The 21,391-nt window shown below is 58.8% G+C and carries 20 protein-coding genes; 11 read left to right on the top strand and 9 right to left on the bottom strand.

What is annotated here, in order from left to right:
• The first annotated feature begins 76 nt into the window (after positions 1-76).
• The gene (gene gorA / locus J7E41_RS13220; protein ID WP_214993497.1) at positions 77-1,435 is read left to right on the top strand and encodes a glutathione-disulfide reductase; all 1,359 of its coding nucleotides are present in this window, start codon (positions 77-79) and stop codon (positions 1,433-1,435) included.
• Here the strand turns inward: gorA and J7E41_RS13215 are convergent, their stop codons facing one another.
• Positions 1,436-2,422 carry a DNA-binding protein gene (locus J7E41_RS13215; RefSeq protein WP_214993496.1) on the bottom strand — a complete coding sequence of 329 codons (987 nt, stop codon included), beginning with the start codon at positions 2,420-2,422 and terminating at the stop codon, positions 1,436-1,438.
• A 182-nt stretch (positions 2,423-2,604) separates the two neighbouring features.
• Between J7E41_RS13215 and J7E41_RS13210 the strand changes: the two genes are divergently transcribed.
• The 3 genes from J7E41_RS13210 (at position 2,605) to ahpF (ending at position 5,928) form a co-directional block, all read left to right on the top strand.
• Positions 2,605-3,537: a site-specific integrase gene (locus J7E41_RS13210; RefSeq protein ID WP_214993494.1), complete on the top strand. Its 933-nt coding sequence runs from the start codon at positions 2,605-2,607 to the stop codon at positions 3,535-3,537.
• 132 nt (positions 3,538-3,669) lie between these two features.
• Positions 3,670-4,233 carry an alkyl hydroperoxide reductase subunit C gene (ahpC, locus tag J7E41_RS13205; protein WP_154742004.1) on the top strand — a complete coding sequence of 188 codons (564 nt, stop codon included), beginning with the start codon at positions 3,670-3,672 and terminating at the stop codon, positions 4,231-4,233.
• Between the two features lie 129 nt (positions 4,234-4,362).
• Positions 4,363-5,928 carry an alkyl hydroperoxide reductase subunit F gene (gene ahpF, locus J7E41_RS13200; RefSeq protein ID WP_214993492.1) on the top strand — a complete coding sequence of 522 codons (1,566 nt, stop codon included), beginning with the start codon at positions 4,363-4,365 and terminating at the stop codon, positions 5,926-5,928.
• A gap of 62 nt (positions 5,929-5,990) precedes the next feature.
• On the opposite strand, the gene gloA is transcribed toward ahpF, so the two are convergent.
• Entirely contained in the window at positions 5,991-6,512 is a 522-nt protein-coding gene (gene gloA, locus J7E41_RS13195) for a lactoylglutathione lyase (protein ID WP_214993490.1), read from the bottom strand.
• Between the two features lie 199 nt (positions 6,513-6,711).
• Here gloA and J7E41_RS13190 point away from each other — a divergent pair, with 199 nt between their 5' ends.
• Complete coding sequence (locus J7E41_RS13190) at positions 6,712-7,248, top strand: DUF4946 domain-containing protein (protein ID WP_251029489.1); 537 nt, start codon at positions 6,712-6,714, stop codon at positions 7,246-7,248.
• Between the two features lie 200 nt (positions 7,249-7,448).
• On the opposite strand, the gene J7E41_RS13185 is transcribed toward J7E41_RS13190, so the two are convergent.
• From J7E41_RS13185 to J7E41_RS13175, 3 genes are all read right to left on the bottom strand, one after another.
• Complete coding sequence (locus tag J7E41_RS13185) at positions 7,449-7,814, bottom strand: histone-like nucleoid-structuring protein, MvaT/MvaU family (RefSeq protein WP_214993670.1); 366 nt, start codon at positions 7,812-7,814, stop codon at positions 7,449-7,451.
• A 198-nt stretch (positions 7,815-8,012) separates the two neighbouring features.
• Positions 8,013-9,554, bottom strand: a complete 1,542-nt coding sequence (locus tag J7E41_RS13180) for an EAL domain-containing protein (RefSeq protein ID WP_214993485.1) — start codon at positions 9,552-9,554, stop codon at positions 8,013-8,015.
• 120 nt (positions 9,555-9,674) lie between these two features.
• Positions 9,675-10,547, bottom strand: a complete 873-nt coding sequence (locus J7E41_RS13175) for a LysR family transcriptional regulator (RefSeq protein ID WP_214993484.1) — start codon at positions 10,545-10,547, stop codon at positions 9,675-9,677.
• Between the two features lie 78 nt (positions 10,548-10,625).
• Between J7E41_RS13175 and J7E41_RS13170 the strand changes: the two genes are divergently transcribed.
• Complete coding sequence (locus J7E41_RS13170) at positions 10,626-11,561, top strand: DMT family transporter (protein WP_214993483.1); 936 nt, start codon at positions 10,626-10,628, stop codon at positions 11,559-11,561.
• 263 nt (positions 11,562-11,824) lie between these two features.
• Positions 11,825-12,901 (top strand): 4-hydroxyphenylpyruvate dioxygenase, encoded by a 1,077-nt coding sequence (hppD, locus tag J7E41_RS13165; protein WP_214993482.1) that lies wholly within the window; start codon positions 11,825-11,827, stop codon positions 12,899-12,901.
• A 66-nt stretch (positions 12,902-12,967) separates the two neighbouring features.
• On the opposite strand, the gene rarD is transcribed toward hppD, so the two are convergent.
• Positions 12,968-13,849: an EamA family transporter RarD gene (gene rarD / locus J7E41_RS13160; RefSeq protein WP_214993481.1), complete on the bottom strand. Its 882-nt coding sequence runs from the start codon at positions 13,847-13,849 to the stop codon at positions 12,968-12,970.
• Between the two features lie 132 nt (positions 13,850-13,981).
• Here rarD and J7E41_RS13155 point away from each other — a divergent pair, with 132 nt between their 5' ends.
• Positions 13,982-14,458: an Lrp/AsnC family transcriptional regulator gene (locus J7E41_RS13155; RefSeq protein WP_214993480.1), complete on the top strand. Its 477-nt coding sequence runs from the start codon at positions 13,982-13,984 to the stop codon at positions 14,456-14,458.
• Between the two features lie 71 nt (positions 14,459-14,529).
• Here J7E41_RS13155 and J7E41_RS13150 read toward each other — a convergent pair whose 3' ends face one another.
• Both J7E41_RS13150 and J7E41_RS13145 read right to left on the bottom strand, forming a co-directional pair.
• The gene (locus J7E41_RS13150) at positions 14,530-15,537 is read right to left on the bottom strand and encodes an aldo/keto reductase (protein ID WP_214993479.1); all 1,008 of its coding nucleotides are present in this window, start codon (positions 15,535-15,537) and stop codon (positions 14,530-14,532) included.
• A gap of 100 nt (positions 15,538-15,637) precedes the next feature.
• Entirely contained in the window at positions 15,638-16,537 is a 900-nt protein-coding gene (locus J7E41_RS13145) for a LysR family transcriptional regulator (RefSeq protein WP_214993477.1), read from the bottom strand.
• 100 nt (positions 16,538-16,637) lie between these two features.
• Between J7E41_RS13145 and J7E41_RS13140 the strand changes: the two genes are divergently transcribed.
• On the top strand, positions 16,638-17,342 hold the full coding sequence (locus tag J7E41_RS13140) for an SDR family oxidoreductase (RefSeq protein WP_214993475.1): 705 nt from the start codon (positions 16,638-16,640) through the stop codon (positions 17,340-17,342).
• Positions 17,343-17,434: 92 nt separating this feature from the next.
• Here the strand turns inward: J7E41_RS13140 and J7E41_RS13135 are convergent, their stop codons facing one another.
• Positions 17,435-18,745, bottom strand: a complete 1,311-nt coding sequence (locus J7E41_RS13135) for an MFS transporter (RefSeq protein WP_214993474.1) — start codon at positions 18,743-18,745, stop codon at positions 17,435-17,437.
• A 159-nt stretch (positions 18,746-18,904) separates the two neighbouring features.
• Here J7E41_RS13135 and J7E41_RS13130 point away from each other — a divergent pair, with 159 nt between their 5' ends.
• Complete coding sequence (locus tag J7E41_RS13130) at positions 18,905-20,002, top strand: sugar diacid recognition domain-containing protein (protein ID WP_214993473.1); 1,098 nt, start codon at positions 18,905-18,907, stop codon at positions 20,000-20,002.
• A gap of 189 nt (positions 20,003-20,191) precedes the next feature.
• Complete coding sequence (locus J7E41_RS13125; RefSeq protein WP_214993472.1) at positions 20,192-21,334, top strand: glycerate kinase; 1,143 nt, start codon at positions 20,192-20,194, stop codon at positions 21,332-21,334.
• Positions 21,335-21,391: the final 57 nt, after the last annotated feature.

Raw genomic sequence — 21,391 nt, 5'->3', positions numbered from 1 at the left:
CTTTCTTGTTTTTCGGCCCCATATATTGCCCAGAGAACGGCAGCAGGTATGCTGTTGGCCTGCCGAGGAGAGTGAAATGGCCTACGATTTTGATCTTTATGTAGTTGGTGCCGGTTCCGGCGGTGTTCGGGCTGCGCGCTTTGCCGCAGGGTTTGGCGCCAAGGTGGCTGTGGCTGAAAGCCGCTACCTGGGAGGGACTTGCGTCAACGTTGGCTGCGTACCGAAGAAGTTGCTGGTCTATGGTGCTCATTTTGCCGAAGACTTTCAGCAGGCCAGTGGTTTCGGCTGGTCCCTGGGTGAGGCGAACTTTGATTGGGCGACGCTGATTGCCAATAAGGATCGCGAAATCAATCGCCTCAATGGCATTTATCGCAACCTGTTGGTCAACAGCGGCGTGACCCTGCATGAAGGGCATGCGCGCCTGGTGGACCCTCATCAGGTGGAAATCAACGGTGAGCGTTTCACTGCTAAACATATTCTGATTGCCACCGGTGGTTGGCCGCAGATCCCGGACATTCCGGGGCGCGAACATGCCATTGGCTCCAATGAAGCGTTCTTTCTCAAAGAGCTGCCCAAGCGCGTGCTGGTGGTAGGTGGCGGTTACATAGCCGTGGAGTTTGCCGGGATTTTCCATGGCCTTGGCGCACAAACGACGTTGTTGTATCGCGGCGACCTTTTCCTGCGCGGTTTTGATGGCGCGGTGCGCAAGCATTTGCAGGAAGAGCTGACCAAGCGTGGGATGGACTTGCAGTTCAATGCTGATATCGAGCGCATCGACAAGCAGGCTGACGGCAGCCTCAAGGCTACGTTGAAAGACGGTCGCGTACTGGAAGCGGACTGCGTGTTCTACGCCACCGGTCGGCGACCGATGCTCGATAACCTGGGGCTGGAAAACACCGGGGTCAAACTGGACAAGCGTGGCTTTGTTGAGGTGGATGATCTCTACCAGACCGCCGAGTCGTCGATCCTGGCCATTGGTGATGTGATCGGGCGTGTGCAACTGACGCCGGTAGCGCTGGCTGAAGGCATGGCCGTAGCGCGTCGTCTGTTCAAGCCTGAGCAATATCGCCCGGTGGATTACGCGATGATCCCGACGGCGGTGTTCAGCCTGCCGAACATTGGCACCGTTGGTCTGAGCGAAGAGCAGGCCAAGGCTGACGGCCACACGGTGCAGATCTTCGAAAGCCGCTTCCGGCCGATGAAGTTGACCTTGACCGAATGCCAGGAGCGCACGCTGATGAAACTGGTGGTCGATGCAGACACCGACAAGGTCCTGGGTTGCCACATGGTGGGGCCGGATGCCGGTGAAATCATCCAGGGGCTGGCGATCGCGCTCAAGGCGGGCGCGACCAAACAGCATTTCGATGAAACCATCGGCGTGCACCCGACCGCGGCGGAAGAGTTTGTCACCATGCGCACGCCAGTGGCGGGTTGATCAACTTTCGGCAGTCGCCTCTGGCGCCGTTGCAACGACGGCTGCCAGGCGCAATGCCTCGATACTGGCCTGGGCTTTGACCAGGTCCAGTTCGAGGGTCTTGTTGGTCTGCTGGTGTTCGTTCAGCGCCTCCTGGCGTACCTGAACCTCCAGTTGCGCAACCCGCAAGCGTTCCTGGAGGAGGGTGCGCTCGCTGTCGATCAGGCTTACCTGTTCGCTCAACTGGCGCTGTTGCTCTTGCAGTGCGCTCAACTCCTTCACGGTGACGCGATGTTCAATCAGCAGTCGCTCGTTATCGCGGTGCAATTGGGTAATCTCATCCTGGCGCACCATTGCACGTTGCTGTGCCTGACGCAGTTCCGCCTGCACTTGCTGTAGCTGGCCCTCGTGGCGCTGTTGTTCCTGCTCGCGCTGATCTTTGATGGCGTTGCGGTAATGCTCCAGCGCATCCCGTGCATGCAGATGCTTTTCTTCCAGGGAGCGAATTTGCTCGTCCTTGTCGTTGATCCGTAGCTCGTAGTCACTGCATGCCTGGCTCAGGCCGGCGTTGCGGGTTTGTTCGGTTTGCAGGCTGGAGCGGCTGGTATTGAGTGCGGCACTCTCATCGGCCAGTGCGTGCGCCTGAACCTCGAACGCTTGCTTGAGTTGGCCGTGGGCCAGTTCCAGCTCTTCGAGTTGAGCGAGCAGGGCGGCTTTCTGCTGCTCGAACTGCGCCAGGGCGCTATCAATCGGCTCCTGGGCCTTGTCTTTCAGGCGTTGGGCCAGCTTGGTCACCAGCTCCGTCAGCTCATCGTCGATAGGTGCCTGGGTGATGGCCTGGCGCGACTCGCTCTCGTCCAGCTCCTTCAAATAACGATGAATCGTGGTTTTCGAGCCGGTATTGCCCATCTCGATGCGTACGGCATCGATGCTGGGGTTTTCGCCGCGGGCCAGGATCGCCAGGCGTGCCGTTTGAACTACTGCTTTATTGATGCCGCCACGAGCCATGGGGTCTCCGTCGATTTGGTACTGTGGTACGTAGTATGTAAATACATACTGTATCACGATTTATTTTTCGTTTGAATTCATGATTTAACAGATGGGATATTGGCGTATTATCCCGTGTCATCGCCGTTTTGAAGCATTCTTCATCCAATGGCAGTACGCATGCATCCCGCAAGGTCATCCCTATGAGCGAGTTGGACCACTACCTCAACGCCGCCACCCGCGACAACACGCGTCGCAGTTATCGAGCGGCCATTGAGCACTTTGAAGTGAGCTGGGGCGGATTCCTGCCGGCCACCAGCGACAGCGTCGCGCGCTATCTGGTGGCGCATGCGGGTGTGCTGTCGGTCAACACATTGAAGTTGCGTCTGTCGGCGCTGGCTCAGTGGCATACCAGCCAGGGATTTCCCGATCCCACCAAGGCGCCCGTGGTGCGTAAGGTGCTCAAAGGTGTTCGCGCCCTGCACCCGGCACAGGAAAAGCAGGCTGAACCTTTGCAGATCCAGCATCTTGAACGGGTGATTGCCCGTCTTGAGCAGGAAGGGTGTGACGCCAGAAATGTCGACGATCAGCCTGGATGGCTGCGAGCCAAACGCGACGCGGCCTTGATCCTGCTGGGCTTCTGGCGTGGCTTTCGCAGTGATGAGCTGTGCCGGGTCAACATCGAACATGTGCACGCCGTACCGGGTTCAGGGATCAGCCTGTACTTGCCCCGCAGCAAAAGTGATCGGGAAAACCTCGGCAAGACCTATCAGACCCCGGCGTTATTGCGCTTGTGCCCGGTTCAGGCCTATACCGAATGGCTCGCCGCCTCGGCCCTGGTACGCGGCCCGGTGTTTCGCGGCATTGATCGCTGGGGCAATCTCAGTGAAAAAGGGCTGCACCCCAACAGCGTGATCCCGTTGTTGCGACAAGCCCTGGAGCGTGCGGGTATTGCGGCGCAGCTGTACACCAGTCATTCCCTGCGCCGAGGTTTTGCCACCTGGGCCCATCGTAGTGGCTGGGATTTGAAGTCGTTGATGAGCTACGTCGGCTGGAAGGACATGAAATCTGCCATGCGCTATGTTGAAGCGACGCCCTTTCTTGGAATGACGGTGGCGACTGACCAACTGGTGTGAGATTTCTTCTATTAATACAGTCGCCTAATAGCGAAAACCAATCGTCAGCATCAGGTTTGCCAATGAGCCATCGGCGATGAGACTGGGTAGGATTCACCCATCAACTTTTTAACCCCTGACGGAGAGTCAACGATGCCTATCATCAACAGCCAAGTAAAACCGTTCAAAGCAACCGCCTACAAAAACGGCAGCTTCGTCGAAGTGTCGGACGCTGACCTGAAAGGCAAGTGGTCCGTCGTTTTCTTCTACCCGGCCGACTTCACCTTCGTCTGCCCAACCGAACTGGAAGACCTGGCTGATAACTACGCCGAATTCCAGAAACTGGGCGTCGAAATCTACAGCGTTTCCACTGACACCCACTTTGCTCACGCTGCCTGGCACAACACTTCGCCAGCCATCGGCAAAATCCAGTACACCATGATCGGCGACCCGACCCTGGCCATCTCCCGTAACTTCGATGTCCTGATCGAAGAAGTCGGCCTGGCAGATCGCGGCACTTTCGTGATCAACCCTGAAGGCCAGATCAAAATCGTTGAAATCAACGATGGCGGCGTTGGTCGTGACGCTTCCGAGCTGCTGCGCAAAATCAAGGCCGCTCAGTACGTTGCTGCTCACCCAGGCGAAGTCTGCCCAGCCAAGTGGAAAGAAGGCGAGGCCACCCTGGCTCCGTCCCTGGACCTGGTCGGCAAGATCTAAGTCTGTGAAGTACAGCAGGGCGGAACTCCGCACCTAAGTCAGCTGCACCGCCCTCAAAAACGCCCGGGCGAGATTCGCTCGGGCGTTTTTTTTCGACCGTATTAAATGAATTAACAGGAAATCGCCCGTATGTTGGACGCCAATCTTAAAGCTCAGTTGAAGTCATACCTGGAACGGGTCACCCAGCCGATCGAGATCGTCGCCTCCCTCGACGACGGTGCGAAATCCCAGGAAATGCTTGCCTTGTTGCAAGACGTAGCCAGCCTTTCGACGCTGATTACCTTGCTCAGCGATGGCGATGATGCGCGCAAGCCATCGTTCTCCATCAACCGCCCGGGTGCCGATATCAGCCTGCGTTTCGCCGGCATCCCCATGGGCCATGAATTCACTTCGCTGGTGTTGGCGCTGCTGCAAGTCGGCGGCCACCCATCGAAGGCCAGTGTCGAAGTGATTGAACAGATCCGCGCCTTGAAAGGCGAGTTCAGCTTCGAGACTTACTTCTCGCTGTCGTGCCAGAACTGCCCGGACGTGGTTCAGGCGTTGAACCTGATGGCTGTGCTGAACCCGAACATCCGCCACGTCGCCATCGACGGTGCATTGTTCCAGGCCGAGGTCGATGATCGTCAGATCATGGCCGTGCCTAGCGTCTATCTCAACGGTGTGAATTTCGGTCAGGGCCGCATGGGCCTGGAAGAAATCCTCGCCAAGCTCGACACCAGCGGCATCGAAAAACAGGCCGAGAAAATCAGTGCCAAAGACGCCTTTGACGTGTTGGTAGTGGGAGGTGGCCCGGCCGGTGCCTCGGCGGCGATCTACGCTGCGCGTAAAGGCATCCGCACGGGTGTTGCTGCTGAGCGTTTCGGCGGGCAGGTGCTGGACACCATGGCCATCGAGAACTTCATTTCGGTCCAGGAAACCGAAGGGCCGAAGCTGGCCAGCGCCCTGGAAGAGCACGTCAAGCAGTACGACGTCGACATCATGAACCTGCAGCGAGCAAGTCGCTTGATCCCGGCGAAAAGCGCCGGCGAACTGCACGAGATTCACTTCGAAAGCGGTGCGACCCTCAAGTCCAGGACGGTGATCCTTGCCACCGGCGCCCGCTGGCGCGAAATGGGGGTGCCGGGCGAGCAGGAATACAAGGCCAAGGGCGTGTGCTTCTGCCCGCATTGCGATGGCCCGTTGTTCAAAGGCAAGCGTGTTGCGGTCATCGGCGGCGGTAACTCCGGCGTTGAAGCGGCGATTGACCTGGCCGGGATTGTCAGCCACGTCACGTTACTGGAGTTCGACAGCAAACTGCGCGCCGACGCCGTGTTGCAGCGTAAGCTGTACAGCATGCCGAATGTTGATGTGATCACCAGCGCGCTGACCAGCGAAGTCAAAGGTGATGGCCAGAAAGTTACCGGTCTGGTGTACAAGGACCGCAACTCGGGCGAGTTCAAGACGGTCGACCTGGAGGGTATCTTTGTCCAGATCGGCTTGCTGCCCAACACTGACTGGCTCAAGGGCTCCGTCGAACTGTCGCCTCGTGGCGAGATCATTGTCGACGCCCGCGGCGAGACTTCATTGCCTGGCGTATTCGCTGCCGGTGACGTGACCACCGTGCCGTACAAGCAGATCGTGATTGCGGTGGGCGAGGGCGCCAAGGCTTCCCTGAGTGCTTTTGATCACCTGATCCGTAGTTCGGCTCCGGCGTAACGGCTGGCCTGAAACTAAAAAACCCCATGAGTGATCATGGGGTTTTTTATGGGTCGACGCTTTTACATCGGTGCCGGCTGGATGATCTCTACCCAGTAAGCATCCGGGTCCTTGATGAAAGCCAGACTTTTCATGCGGCCATCAGTCAGGCGCTTCTGAAAATCGCAGCCCAGGGCTTCAAAGCGTTCACATGCAGCGACGATGTCCGGTACCGAAATGCAGATATGGCCAAAGCCACGCGGGTCGGTATTGCCATTGTGGTAGGCGAAGTCCGGATCGTTTTCGGTGCCGTGGTTGTGGGTCAGTTCCAGAATGCCGGGAATCGACTTCATCCATTGGGTGCGCTCAGCGGCGTCGGCAGGGATCTGGGCCTTGTCCACCAGGGCCAGGAAGTACAGGCTGAATTCAGCGTCCGGGAAGTCGCGTTTTTCCACCAGGGAGAAACCGAGGACGCGGGTGTAGAAGTCCAGCGACTTGGTGATGTCCTTGACCCGCAGCATGGTGTGGTTGAAGACGAAGTGGCGGGTGGCGGTGTCCGGTTGGGCGGTTACGCCCGGGAAGGTGTTCAATTCGTGCAGGCTCATGGGCTCTCCAGAAAAAATGGGGTAGACGCAACTCGTGGTTTGAGCGGTCCCTTGGCTTGCGGCTGACAGGCATCCGTGCAACTGGGCCATGATACGCAAGCCCTGCCTGCTGCGCCAAATGAAAAAGGTCACGCAGCCCTTGCGACCAGCAAGTGGGCGGGCTCAAACTTTGAAGTCTGAACCTCGAGTGTTTTTCGCAATGAGCCGATTGAGTAAACCGTTGTTGACCACCTTGTGCCTTGTATTGGGCAGTACTGCTGTCTTGGCGGCGGACCCGGAGATTCATTGGCCCAGCGGCTGGCAGGTGGAGGAGGTGGTGCCTGATACGGATGCACCGGCCAAGCCGTCATCCGTTTCTCGCCAGCGGGCGATAAAAAATGATGAAAACGGCGCGACACTGATGGTCATGGAGCTCACCGGTACGCCGATCGAAGCGGGGCACGCGGTCAATCTGCAAGGTGTGCTGCTGGAGATGCGCAAATCCATCCAGAAGGATTTTGCTCGGAGTGGTTATCAGAGTGTTTGCAGCAAGATGCATCCCACAATGTTAAGTCGTCTTGATGCGTTGGAAACAACTTGTATTGTCACCGAGAACGGCCGGCACGTGCTGTCGCAAACGCTGGTGGGCGCTGTCGATACGGATAAGGCGTATGTTTTTTCATACGCAGGGCAAGCCGATGCTTATGAGGCGAGCAGGGCTGAAGTCAGCTCCGTCCGCGATAGCTTGAAACTTTGATAGCTCAGGCTAAACACCTGGCGGGTTCAACGACAAAAAACGCTCAACTATAAACCGTTAGCGTGAAGCCATTGCCTAGTCGAAATGTGTGCCAAGTGAAATGTATTTTAAAGTTCACTTTCGAACATGCCACGGTTTCAAGTCGCGGCTCAAAAACACAAAAGCCCCGCATCTGCGGGGCTTTTATTAGTGCGCTTTTATTAGCCGCGCAGCCAGGAATCTACAGTGGCTGCGCCATACTCTTCTTTCCAGGCCTTCAAGCCGCGGTGGTTACCACCTTTGGTTTCAATCAGTTCGCCGGTGTGCGGGTTGTGATACACCTTGACCACGCGCGCGCGGCGCGTTTTTGGTGCGGCCGCTACTTGAAAACCGGACTTGCCCGGGTTTGGATCAAGGATGGAAATGATGTCACGCAGGCTCTTGCCGTAGGTTTTCATCAGCCCTTGAAGCTTTTCTTCGAATTCGATTTCTTTCTTCAAACCAGCGTCGTTCTTCAGGGATTCCAGCTGGGCAAGCTGCTCTTGAAGGGCTTTTTCTGCGGCGCGAAATTCGGCGAGTCTGGACAAAATCTTTACTCCAATAGTGTATTTGGCTGATACCAACTCTAAATAAAGCTATAAGCCAAGAGCCTCAACGTGACTCAGTGAAAGTGGCCCTCCTGCCCATTCAGCACAGGCAGGAAAAATTGTAGTAGTTAATGAGCTACGAGTAAATCATGTCTTTTGTATAAATAACAATATTTCATCCAGGCGCTAGATGGCTATTCAATGGCTGTGCAAAGACTTAATGAAAGCATCAAAGGGCTCGGGGCGACCAAACAGGTAACCCTGTAAAAAATCCACGCCTTGTGCTGTCAGATACTGGCATTGCTCTTGTGTTTCCACGCCTTCCGCGACGATCCCCAAGTCGAGTTTGGCGGACAACTCAATGATACTGTCCAGTATATGCCGTGATAATGCGTCGACACCGATCATCGCGACAAAGCTTTGATCAATCTTCAAGTAATCAACATTGAAGTTGCGCAAATAACTCAGGCTGGAGTGGCCGGTACCAAAGTCGTCAATGGCGATCATCACCCCCAGTTCGTGCAGGGCCTGGAATAGCTGGCGGGTCACGTCGGTCGGCTCGATCAGCTCGCGCTTAGTCAATTCAAGCACCAATATGACGTGCCCTGGTGTGAAGGCCGCGAGGAACTCGCGGCAGTCCTCGACCAATTCCATGTCATGGCAATGACTGGCGGTGATATTGATACCGATGTGGAAGCCACGGTTGAAACGGTCTGCATGGGGTGCCAGGCAGGCAGAGGTCTGGCGCATCAAGGCGCGGGTCATTGGCACGATCAGTCCGCAGTGTTCGGCCAGGGGGATAAACAGGTCTGGGCGCACCAGGCCTTCCTTCGGGTGGTTCCAGCGCATCAGTACTTCACAGCCGGCCCATTGCAGGCTGTCGCCGCGTACCACCGGTTGAAAATACGGCACGAATTCATTGGCACCCAACGCCCGTTGCAGTTCGAGGGTGGGGGCGGAGGAGCGTTTTTGCAGCCAGTGAGCGAAGACGCCCGCCAACACGCCAAAAAACACCACGAGGCTGAACAGGGCCGGGTATCGAGCCTCCATATAGCGCCAGACTTCACCTTCGGGCATGCCGGCTTCAACGCGATAGGCATAGCGCTTGGAGTCGAGAGGGTGATGGGCCACGGCAAACACCGGGGGGGCGCTGATGTGGACTTTGCCATCGGCACTCAACCAATTGGGCCCCACCTGCAGCACCAGGTCGGCATAGCGGCTGATCAGGCGCAAGGCGTTCGTCAGGTGATAGCCGTCAATGGAGGCAAAGGCGCCCTCGTCACCTTCCGTGAGCCGATACACCAGCAACGCTGTGTCAGGTGTGACCGGATTGCCGTTCATCAGCCACAACCGGCCGTTGACGTAGTCTTCGGGATTGACCGGTGAAACGTAACTACCGCCAAACAGCGAACTGCAATAAATGGTTTTTTTCCACGACAAGGTGGTTGCGCGCACGAAGGGACGACGCGTGACTTGCTCGCGAAGCGCCAGTTGCACCGCGCTATCACAGTCCTTGCCCGCCAGCGGCAGCAGGTCCTGGGCGGCGAGGGCGGTGTTGTCGAGCATCAGGTCAAACTGGCGCACGGCCTCTTCGGCCGTCTGTGCGGTGCTTTGTTCCAGGGTACGTTCGGCCTGCAAGTACAGGATGACCACTCCCAGCAGAATCGGCAGCAGAACGCTCAAGGTGGTGATCAGGTAGCGGGCCGTAGGTTTTCGTGGGCCTTTGACGGTCAGTGGCATTTATGCGACCTGTAGCAGATAAGGGCAATTGGGCTCTCAAAGGCGGACGGGACAATAAGGCCGTTCAAAAAAGAGTGCGGGCAGTCGCCATGATAGATGGCCCTGCGAGTCTGTGCCTGCTCAGTGGCCATTCAGGCGGATGGCCAAGTCGATAAATGCCAGGGTGGCGGGGGACGACTGGCGCCGATCCAGCACCGCCAGTCCTACCTGACGCTTGACCGCTGGTTGGAGAGGCTTTTTCAGATAACCCGGCTCCCGTGTTTCAGGCAATGAACCTTCGGCAACGACCGTCACGCCATCGCCCCGCTGTATGGCATCTAAAGTGCTGAGCAGTTGCGAGCAACGGTAGCGAATATCCGGTTTGAGCCCGGCTCCAGTGAACAGCCGCGATACCAACTCCGACGACCCGGCTTCAGTCAAGATAAACGGATCATCACACAACGCCCTGAGGCTGATGCTCGCCTGTTCGCCCAATGGATGAGCGAGCGGCAGCAGCGCCACCAGTTGATCCTCGATCAGTGTGAAGGTATCGAAGCGCTCCTCTGGCAACACCACAAAACCCACGTCGATCCGCCGTTCTTCAAGCCATTGCAGCACTTGTCGATCCGGGCCTTCGTCTACATGCACCTCTATCCCTGGGTGTTCCAGGCGAAACCGCTGCAGGATGGCGGGCAGCAAGCGAATGGATGCCGTTGGCCCGAAGGAGCCGATACGCAAGGTGCCGCGCTTCATGCCCCGGGCATCCGCTGCCTCCTGCTGCAAGGTATTGGCCAGGCCCAACATGGCCCGGGCCCGCGTCAGCAATTGCTGACCGATATCGCTGAGTTCGACCCGGGATTGATGCCGGCGGAACAACTCGACACCCAGCTCTTGCTCCAGGGACTTGATGGCATGGGACACCGCCGATTGGCTGATACTCAAGCGATGGGCGGCGCTGGTGAACCCTTGGAGCTCGGCCACCAGAGAAAAGATTTCCAACTGGGTGAGGGTCATGAGGTTTTACTCATTTTACGATGATCAGGCATTAGGCAAAGAATACGCCAAACGTCCCGTCCAGTGCGCAGGATCCTTATGAGCCAAATGCTTTCCCTGAAGTCAGATCCCCTTACGTATTTGAAGTTGGCCGCCGTCACTATGATCTGGGGCGGCACCTTTGTTGCCGGGCGCTTCCTCGCCGGTGTCCTGGACCCGTTCCTGGCGGCAAGCCTGAGGTTTGTACTGGCGAGCCTGGCGCTGCTGCTGTTCATGGCCTTCGCGCGAATTCCCCTGGCATGCCCGACGCCCCGGCAACTGGCGCAATTGATGACGTTGGGGTTTTTCGGGATCTTTTTCTACAACCTGTGCTTCTTCTACGGGCTGCATTACATCAACGCTTCACGGGCTTCGTTGATCGTTGCCTTGAACCCGGCGGTGATCGGGCTGGCCTCCTGGCTGTTGTTCAAGGAGCGACTGGGCCGCGCGAAATTGCTGGGGATTGGTTTGTGCCTGGTCGGGGCAGGGTGGGTGATTGTCAGTCGTGACTCGCAGCTGTTGGAGGGCACGGCCGATGCCTGGATCGGCGACCTGCTGATTTTCGGTTGTGTGCTGGGCTGGGGCGTTTATTCACTGTTTTCCCGCTCACTCAACCAAAGCCTCGGATCGTTGCAGACGGTCACCTGGTCGATCTTGCTGGGAACCCTCATGCTGACAATCACCACGCTGGTGACAGGCAGGCTGACCGTGCAGGGCTTGAGCGCTATTCATGGGCCGCAGGTGTTGAGCCTGTTGTATCTTGGGGTATTGGGCTCGGCGCTGGCCTATGTCGGCTACTACGACGGTATCCGGCGCATCGGCGCGACGCGCTCCGGTGTGTTTATTGCCCTCAATCCGTTGACAGCGGTGATCTGCGGGGCGCTGTTGCTGGGCGAGTCACTGACCGTGCCGATGATTGCGGGCGGTGGGTTGATTCTGCTGGGCATCTATCTGTGCAATAAACCCCTTGCGCGGGTCAGGACAATGGGGATTTGATAAGGAATACGGACAAACGCGGTTACGCTGTGTAGAATCGAGTTACGCATACAAGAATAAGGACTTCCGATTACGGAAGCCTCGTCCCCCTCGGACGCCCGTAAGAGAATGATTCAACCATGAAGCTACTCGGGTCCCCACTCATCTACGGTGACTTCCTCGCCCGCAGCGTGCGGGGCATTTCGTGTGCGCCACCTTCCCACCTCATCCTTGCTGGCAATTAACGATCCGTTAACGACAAAAAGATGATGAGGCGCCAAACCATGGCAGATTTATACGAAAACCCAATGGGCCTGATGGGCTTTGAATTTATCGAATTCGCATCGCCGACGCCGGGTGCCCTTGAGCCGATCTTCGAGATCATGGGCTTCACCAAAGTCGCGTCCCACCGCTCCAAAAACGTGCACCTGTACCGTCAGGGCGAGATCAATCTGATCCTCAACAACCAACCTGACAGCCTCGCTTCGTACTTTGCGGCCGAGCACGGCCCGTCGGTGTGCGGCATGGCGTTCCGGGTCAAGGACTCGCAGCAGGCCTATAACCGCGCCCTGGAGCTGGGTGCCCAGCCGATCCACATCGAAACCGGTCCAATGGAACTGAATCTGCCAGCCATCAAGGGCATTGGCGGTGCGCCGCTGTACCTGATCGACCGTTTCGGCGAAGGCAGCTCGATCTATGACATCGACTTCGTCTACCTAGAAGGCGTTGACCGCAATCCAGTGGGCGCAGGCCTGAAAGTCATCGATCACCTGACCCATAACGTGTACCGCGGACGGATGGCCTACTGGGCCAACTTCTACGAGAAGCTGTTCAACTTCCGTGAAGCGCGCTACTTCGACATCAAGGGCGAGTACACCGGCCTGACCTCCAAGGCCATGAGCGCCCCGGACGGCATGATCCGTATCCCGTTGAACGAAGAATCGTCCAAGGGCGCCGGCCAGATCGAAGAGTTCCTGATGCAGTTCAACGGCGAGGGCATCCAGCACGTGGCGTTTCTTACCGACGACCTGATCAAGACCTGGGACGCGCTGAAGAAGATCGGCATGCGTTTCATGACTGCGCCGCCGGATACTTACTACGAAATGCTTGAAGGTCGCCTGCCCAACCATGGCGAGCCGGTAGACCAGTTGCAAGCGCGTGGCATCCTGCTGGACGGTTCGTCAGTGGAAGGCGACAAGCGCCTGCTGTTGCAGATCTTTTCGGAAACCCTGATGGGCCCGGTGTTCTTCGAGTTTATTCAGCGCAAGGGTGACGATGGTTTCGGCGAAGGCAACTTCAAGGCGCTGTTCGAGTCCATCGAGCGCGACCAGGTACGTCGTGGCGTACTGACTGCCGACTGATCGTTGATACCGTTGTAAAAAAGCCCGACCGAGGTTTCCCTCGGCCGGGCTTTGTTTTGCCTGCTATCAGGCTTTGCGCTGACGCACCAAGTGCTTGAACCCTTCGAACACCAACACCATCACCGCCAGCCAGATCGGAATGTAGGTCAGCCATTCTCCCGGGCCGATGCTTTCGCCCAGCAACAGCGCGACCCCGAGCAGCAACACGGGCTCCACATAACTGAGCAAACCGAACAGGCTGAAGGCCAACAAACGGCTGGCAATGATGTAGCACACCAGCGCCGAAGCGCTGATCAAACCCAGCATCGGGATCAGCGCGTACAAGCCCTTGTGGGCATCCAGCACGGCAAAGCCTTGTTCGCCACTTTGTACAAACCACAGGGCCACCGGCAGCATCAGCGCCATGTCCAGCCACAACCCGCCCAGATGATCAGTGGTCAAGCGTTTGCGCAGCACGAAGTAGAGGGGATACCCAATGATCACCAGCAATGTGGCCCAGGAAAAACCGCCGACCTGATACAGCTCGTTGAGCACACCGATTGCAGCCAACACCACCGCGATCAGTTGCAGCCGCGACAGTTGCTCGCCATATACCAGACGCCCGGTGAGAACCATGGTCAGCGGCAGCAGGAAATAGCCCAGGGACACATCCAGGCTGCGGCCGTTGAGCGGCGCCCACATGAACAACCACAGTTGTACGCCCAGCAACACCGACGACAACACAATCCCGCCGATCAGTCGTGGCTTGCGTACCAGAAGCCGCACGAGTTCCCAGACCCGACGCCACTCGCCGCTGATGGCCATGAATACCGTCATGCACGGCACCGTCAGCAGCATCCTCCAGCCAAAAATCTCCAAACCGCTCAATGGCGTAAGCAGCGATGTGAAGTAATACATCACGGCAAACAACACCGAGGCGAATACCGATAAAACAACACCTTTAGACACGCAATCCTCGCGAAACCGATTCAAACAAAAGAGGGGGAATTTCAGGTGGGAATATATTGCTTTTGAGGTGAGACGTTTGCTCTGTTTTACGGCATCTTATGGGAAATTTTCTCACACCCAAGGTTTGCCAGGATGTCCGCCAACCCACAACCCCCCCTCGATGATTTCGACCGGGCGATTCTCAAGCACTTGCAGCGCGACAACACTACCGCGCTGCGGGTGATCGGTGAGCAGGTCAACCTGTCGACCGCCGCCGTGCAACGGCGCATCAAACGCATGGAGCAGAGCGGGGTGATCAGCGCCAACACGGCGGTGGTCAATCAGGAGGCCGTGGGCAAGCCCATTACGATTTTGGTGGAGGTGCACGCCGAGCGAACCCACATCGAGGACCTTGACGTACTCAAGGCGCAGATGTCGATCCCTGAGGTTCAGCAGTGCTATTACGTCACTGGCGATGCGGACTTCGTGCTGGTAGTCGTGGTGGAAACCATGAAGGCCTATGAAGCGTTGGCCCGGCAGTTGTTCTACGAGAACCGCAATATCAAGTGGTTTCGCAGCATCGTGGTGATGGACCGGGTCAAGGTGAGCCTGGATGTGCCGCTGGACTAGACGTTTCCTGTGGAGAAAGGGCTTTTGTGGCGAGGCAAGCCCCCTCGCCACAAGGGAATGCACACCGTCCTTTATCGGGAAATTCGCCCCGAAACGAAATGGCCCACATCATTGAACCCCGGCGTCGAGGCGTGCCCCGGTGTCACCAGCGAGTCAATGAACGCCTCATCCTCGGCACTGATCTTCACGTCCAGCGCGCCCGTATAGGAGTCCCACTGTGCCTCGGTGCGCGGCCCGACAATCGCTGAACTGACCGCCTGGTTATTCAACACCCAGGCAATCGCAAACTCGACAATCCCCACCCCTCGGCCCTGGGTGTACTGCTGGATCTGCTGGGCAATGCGCAGCGACTCCATCCGCCATTCGGTTTCCAGAATGCGCTTGTCCTGCCGTGCGGCGCGGCTGCCGGCCTCAGGGGCCACATCCGGCGCGTATTTGCCGCTGAGCACCCCGCGGGCCAATGGGCTGTAAGGCACCACGCCCAGTCCATAGGCAGCGGCCGCGGTGATCTGCTCGACCTCAGCCTGGCGATTGACGATGTTGTACAGCGGCTGGCTGATCACCGGCCGGTCCACTCCCAGGCGCTCGGCCACGCGGATCACTTCGGCTATGCGCCAGCCACGGTAATTGGACAAGCCCCAATAACGGATCTTGCCCTGGCGGATCAGGTCGCCAATCGCCGATACCGTCACCTCCAGCGGCGTGTGGTGATCCTCGCGATGCAGGTAGTAGATGTCCAGGTAATCGGTGTCCAGTCGGCGCAGGCTGTCCTCCAATGCAGTGAAAATCCGCTTGCGGCTCAAGCCACTGCGGTTCGGCAAACCATCCAGCGGGCCGATGCCGACCTTGGACGCCAGCACCCAATCCTGGCGATGGCGGGCGATGGCTTCACCGACGATTTCCTCGGAGCGCCCGCCGGTATAGACGTCAGCGGTATCGATGAAATTGATGCCCTGGTCCCAGGCTTTGTCGATGATGCGCAGCGAATCCTCGGTGTTGGTCTGTTCGCCAAACATCATGCTGCCCAGGGTCAATGCACTGACCCTTAAACCGGACTGACCCAGTGTGCGGTAAATCATGGTGAACACCTCAAAAAGGGAAGACGTGGGTTATGCAATACCAGAGAGCAGGGCTCTAGAACAAGCCCCGCGGGTGGAGCGTCGCGGCAGTTGGCAGCGACTACTGCAGCAGTTGCGCACAACGAATCTGTAAAAAACGATGCAGCACTTTGACCCGCTCTGACACTTGCAGCCGATGAGGGCACATCAGGTTGAAAGGTGTGGGTTCACCTTGCCAATCGCCGAACAGCGGGATCAGCCGTCCGGCCTTGATATCCCGGGCCACATCAAGCCTGGCCTTGTAGGCAATGCCATGGCCGGCCAGGGCCCAGCGCCGGACGACTTCTCCGTCATCGCACAGGTAATCGCCCCTGATCTCGACCTCCTGAAGCACGCCGGCCCGGCGAAAGCACCACGTATTGTTCGCCTGGCCCTGGCGCATGTAACGCAGCGTGCTGTGTCGGACCAGTTCCACGGGCTCTTGAGGTGTGCCGTGACGCGCAAGGTAGTCAGGGCTGGCGCAGGCAACACGCTGGTGCTCGGGCACCACGGGCAACGCCACCAGGCTGGAATCCCGTGGTACGCCGAAACGCAGGGCAATATCGACCGTTTCGCGGAACAGGTCGGCATTGCTGTCGTTGAGCAGTAACTGCAGGCGAATATTGGGGTGTTCGGTCTTGAAATCATCCAGCCAGGCCAACAGCACATTGCGCCCGAAATCGGAGGGCGCGGCCAATTGCAGTAAACCGCTCAGGCCCTGGCTTTGCTGCTTGAGGGCCTGTTCGCCTTCCGCCAGCGTGTCCAAGGCCAGACGGACGCTGTCCAGGTAGCGCCGGCCTTCCTCGGTCAGGCGCATGCTGCGTGTGGAGCGGGCCAGCAGACGAATGCCCAAGCGGGTTTCCAGGCGCTTGAGGGCAATGCTGGCGGCTGCCGGCGTCAGGTTGAGGCTGCGGGCGGCGGCGGACAGGCTGCCGCTGTCGGCGGTGCGCACGAAGACTTCAAGGTCGAGGATTGAACTCATTTGTAAAAATCCTTTAAAGATCTTGTCGTTTTACCGGTATTTTTCACCGATTGCCAAGCGAGGAAGATGAATGCTCATTTTCCAGGACGAGGTAGTTCCCATGGCATCCCCCTTAAACGGCAAGACGGTCATCGTGATTGGCGGCAGCAGCGGCATTGGTGCGGCCGTCGCCAAGGAGGCCGCCGCTCGCGGCGCCCACGTAGTGTTGGCTGGGCGGCGCTTGTCGCCGACAAGCGATCAGGGCGTGCGCAGCGAGCCGGTTGATGTGACCGACAGCGCGTCCCTGCAGCGTCTGTTCGAAACCGTAGGGCGCTTTGATCACCTGGTCTATACAGCGGGCCCGGCGGTGCAAGCCAAGACCTTGATCGAGACCGACTTGAACGAAGCCCAGGCTAACTTCAACGTGAAACTCTGGGGTTCGTTGCGGGCGATTCAACAGGCACTGCCGTTCCTGGATGAGCACGGCAGCATCAGCCTGACGTCGGGGCAGTTGGGGCGTAAAATCCTGGCCGGGCAGTTCATCAAGACGGGCATCAATGCAGCCACCGAAGCCCTGGGCAAGCAGTTGGCGAAGGAACTGGCGCCACGGCGAGTCAATGTGATCAGTCCGGGGGTGATTGATACCGAGGCGTATGCGGGGTTGGCCGAGGAGCAGCGGCTGGCGATGTTTGCCAAAGCGGGCGGGGCGCTGCCAGTGGGGCGTGTGGGGCAAGCCGAAGAAGTGGCTGGCGGGTATGTGTTAGCCATGGAGAATGGCTTTATCACCGGCAGCGTGATTGACATCGACGGGGGTGGTTTGCTGTAACGCCGACTCTCCTATTTACACAATCAAATGTGGGAGCGGCGGTGCGACGTGCCCGCTCCCACATTTTTGACCTCATTGTCCTTTAAGGGTGTTTATACCTTCAGGGTTCGCGTCATCCGCAACGCCAACACACTCCCGGCGACAATCACCGCCGCCAGTAAGTACAGCGCCATATCGGTCGACCCGGTGGCATCTTTCACAAAACCGACGATATACGGGCTCAAGAAGCCTGCCATCTGACCCATGGAGTTGATCAACGCCAGGCCACCGGCTGCCGCACCGGCACTGAGCATGGCGGTCGGTACCGGCCAGAACATTGGCAGGCCGGTGAGGGCGCCCATGGTGGCGATGGTCAGCCCGAGGATGGCGATGGCCGGAGTGGTGGCGAAGTTCACCGCGATGATCAGGCCGATGGCGCCCATCAACATCGGTACCACCAAATGCCAGCGCCGTTCCTTGCGCAGGTCGGCGGAGCGGCCCACCAACAACATGAACACCGCCGCCAGCAGGTACGGAATCGCGCTGAGCCAGCCAATCACCAGGTTATCGCTGAACCCCATGTTTTTGATGATCGACGGCAGCCAGAAGTTGATGGCGTACACGCCGCTCTGGATGCAGAAATAAATCAGGCCGAAGGCCCAGATCGCCGGGTTCTTGAACACTTCCAGCAAGGAGTCACTGGCGGTTTTCGGCTTGTTGGCAAGGTCCGTGGCCTGGTCGGCTTCCAGCACTTCGCGTTCATGGGGCGTAAGCCATTTGGCGTTGGCAAAACTGTCGCTGAGCAGGAAGTAGGCGAGGGCGCCAAGGATCACGGTCGGGATGCCTTGCAGCAGGAACATCCATTGCCAGCCCGCCAGGCCACCTTGGCCGGCAGCGAAGTGGTTGAGGATCCAGCCAGAGAACGGGCTGCCCAGCAAACCGGAAACGGGAATCGCCGACATGAACAGCGCCATGATCCGCCCACGGCGGAATGTCGGGAACCACTGCGAGAGGTACAGCACCACGCCCGGGAAGAACCCGGCTTCGGCGGCACCGGTGAGCAGGCGCAGGGTGTAGAAATGCGTCGGTGTGGTGACAAACAGCAGGCAGGTGGACAGGGTGCCCCAGACGATCATCATCAGCGCAATCCAGCGCCGTGGACCAAACCGGGTCAACGCCAGGTTGCTCGGCACGCCGCACAGCACGTAGCCGATAAAGAAGATCCCGGCACCTAGGCCGTACACGGTCTCGCTGAATTTCAGGGCGTCGAGCATCTGCAACTTGGCAAAGCCGACGTTGACGCGGTCGAGGTAGTTGAACAGGTAGCAGATGAAAATGAAGGGGATCAGGCGCAGGGTAATGCGCTTGTATACGGCATTTTTATCGTCATCGGTGGCCTGGGTGACAGCGGCGCTCTGTGACATGGCAATCTCTCTTTATTATGATTTTTCGCGATGCGAGGGTAACGTTGATCGCCCAATGAGTCTCGGCCACCTTGCAGGGTGATGTCTTTGTGCTTGCGCACAGTGAAGCATCGTTTGCGCTGTGCCTATGAACAACCTGTTTTCAAGGAATTTAGCCCCATGTTCGAGCTGGATCATGACCTGGCGCAGGATATCGTCGATCGCACCATGGCGATCCTGCCCTATAACGTCAACGTCATGGACAGCCAGGGCCTGATTCTCGGCAGTGGCGAACCGGAGCGGATCAACACCCGCCATGAAGGCGCGCAACTGGTGCTAGCCAACGGCCGGGTGGTGGAGATCGATGGCCAGACTGCCAAGCATCTCAAGGGCGTGCAACCGGGGATCAACTTGCCGCTGCTGCATGATCAACGCTTGATCGGCGTGCTGGGCATCACCGGTGAGCCGGAGCTGTTGCGTACGTACGCCGAACTGGTGCGCATGACCGCCGAAATGCTGGTCAGTCAGCGCCATCAACAGGCCGAGCAACAATGGCGGCGCCAGCGCTGCGATGATTTGCTGGCGCTGCTGCTGGCCGAGACCGGTGATTCACCGAGGTTGGTGGACGAGGCGCAACAGTTGGGCCTCAAACCGCAACTGCCGCGCACGCCGTACCTGTTCGAGTTGGGCGTCGGCCAGTCGGCGCAGGACTTGAGTGCATGGCTGATGGCGCGCTACCCAGACAGTTGGTGCGTCAGTTCTGCGCAGTTTTCGTTGCTGTGGTGCCGACCGGCTTCGATGCCAGTGGACAATCCACGTTTGCTGGAAAAGCTCGAGGGCCTGGGCTGGAACATCCTGCGGGTGGCGGTGGGCGGGCAGGCTGATGGGCTCGCGGGGTTGCGCCGCTGCTATCGCCGGGTCGGCGACTTGCTGGCCTACGGGCGCGATGTGCTACCGCAGTCGCGCTTGCTGACCCTTAATCGCTACCGCCTGCCGGTGATGCTCTGGCGTCATCGCAACGACGACGCCCTGGACGAATTGCTCAACCCGCTGCGCAAGGTGCTGGCCAAGGACAGCAACGGCCAATTGCAGGCGACCTTGCGCAGTTGGTGCGAACACGACGGGCAAAGCCAGGCCTGCGCCGATGCCTTGGGCATCCACCGCAACAGCCTGCGCTACCGCATGGAGCGGATTGCCGAGCTGAGCGGGGTCGACCCGTTGACCCTGGACGGGATGCTGGCGCTGTACCTGGGTGTACAGCTACTTCCGCAGTTGTAACCGCTGCCATGTGGCGACTGCTGCGCAGCCGATCGCAGGCTGCGCCAGCGGCTACAGATGATTGTTGCGTTGCCCCATCGACAGGTTTGTAGAAATGAACAACAAACCCCGTCCGCACTTGTGCAACGGACCGGCGTTATTGCCGGTGCCAACTGGCAGCATGGGCGTTATAAAAACCGGAGAAAGCCCATGAAGATCATCATCGCCCCCGACTCGTTCAAGGACAGCCTGAGTGCCGAAGGCGTGGCCCAGGCCATTGCCGAAGGGTTGGCGCAGGTCTGGCCCGATGCTGAACTGATCAAGTGCCCGATGGCGGACGGTGGTGAAGGCACGGTGGAGTCGGTTCTCGCCGCCTGTGACGGCGAACTGCGCAGCCAGAGGGTGCAGGGGCCATTGGGCGGTACGGTTGAAGCACGCTGGGGCTGGTTGGCCGAGAGTGCGACGGCCATTATTGAGATGGCCGAAGCCAGCGGCTTGCAGTTGGTGGCTCTGGGTAAGCGAGACGCCTGCTCCAGCACTACGTTCGGCACGGGCGAGCTGATCCAGGCTGCCCTGGATGCCGGTGCCCAACGCATCATCCTGGCGATTGGCGGCAGCGCCACCAATGACGGTGGCGCGGGTGCCATGCAGGCCCTCGGTGTGCAATTGTTGGATGCCGAGGGCGCGACGCTCCCAAACGGTGGCCTGGCGCTGGCGAAGCTTAAGCACATCAGTCTTGAGCACTTGGACCCGCGCCTGGCTCAGGTACGCTTCGAAATCGCCGCCGACGTCAACAATCCACTGTGTGGCCCTCACGGCGCCTCGGCGATTTTCGGTCCGCAAAAAGGCGCCAGTCCCCAGCAGGTGGAGCGGTTGGACCAGGCCCTCGAGCATTTTGCCGATCACTGTGCCAAGGCCTTGTCCAAGGACGTGCGCGATGAGCCGGGCAGCGGTGCCGCGGGCGGCCTTGGGTTCGCTGCCAAGGCCTTCCTCGGTGCGCAGTTCCGTCCCGGCGTGGAAGTGGTGGCCGAACTGGTGGGGCTGGACGCTGCCGTACGTGGCGCCGATCTGGTGATCACCGGCGAAGGCCGTTTCGACGCCCAGACCTTGCGAGGCAAGACCCCGTTTGGCGTGGCACGGATCGCCAAGCAGCACCAGGTTCCGGTGATCGTGATTGCCGGCACCTTGGGCGACGGTTATGAGCAGATGTACGCCCATGGCGTCGACGCTGCCTTTGCCTTGCCGTCCGGGCCGATGAGCCTGGAGCAAGCCTGCAGCGAAGCGCCACGCTTGCTGCGCGAACGAGCTGCAGACATCGCGCGGGTCTGGCGACTGGCGGCGCCCAAGGGTTAAGCCAAAAGCATGCCGGTGGACGCATGTTAGGGCTCGCCAGTGCCGGTGCCACCGCTC

The sequence above is a fragment of the Pseudomonas fluorescens genome, assembly GCF_018614655.1.
Lineage (GTDB): Bacteria > Pseudomonadota > Gammaproteobacteria > Pseudomonadales > Pseudomonadaceae > Aquipseudomonas > Aquipseudomonas fluorescens_BX.
Note: the sequence above shows the minus strand (reverse complement) of the source record. Positions and strands in the feature narration are given on the sequence as shown.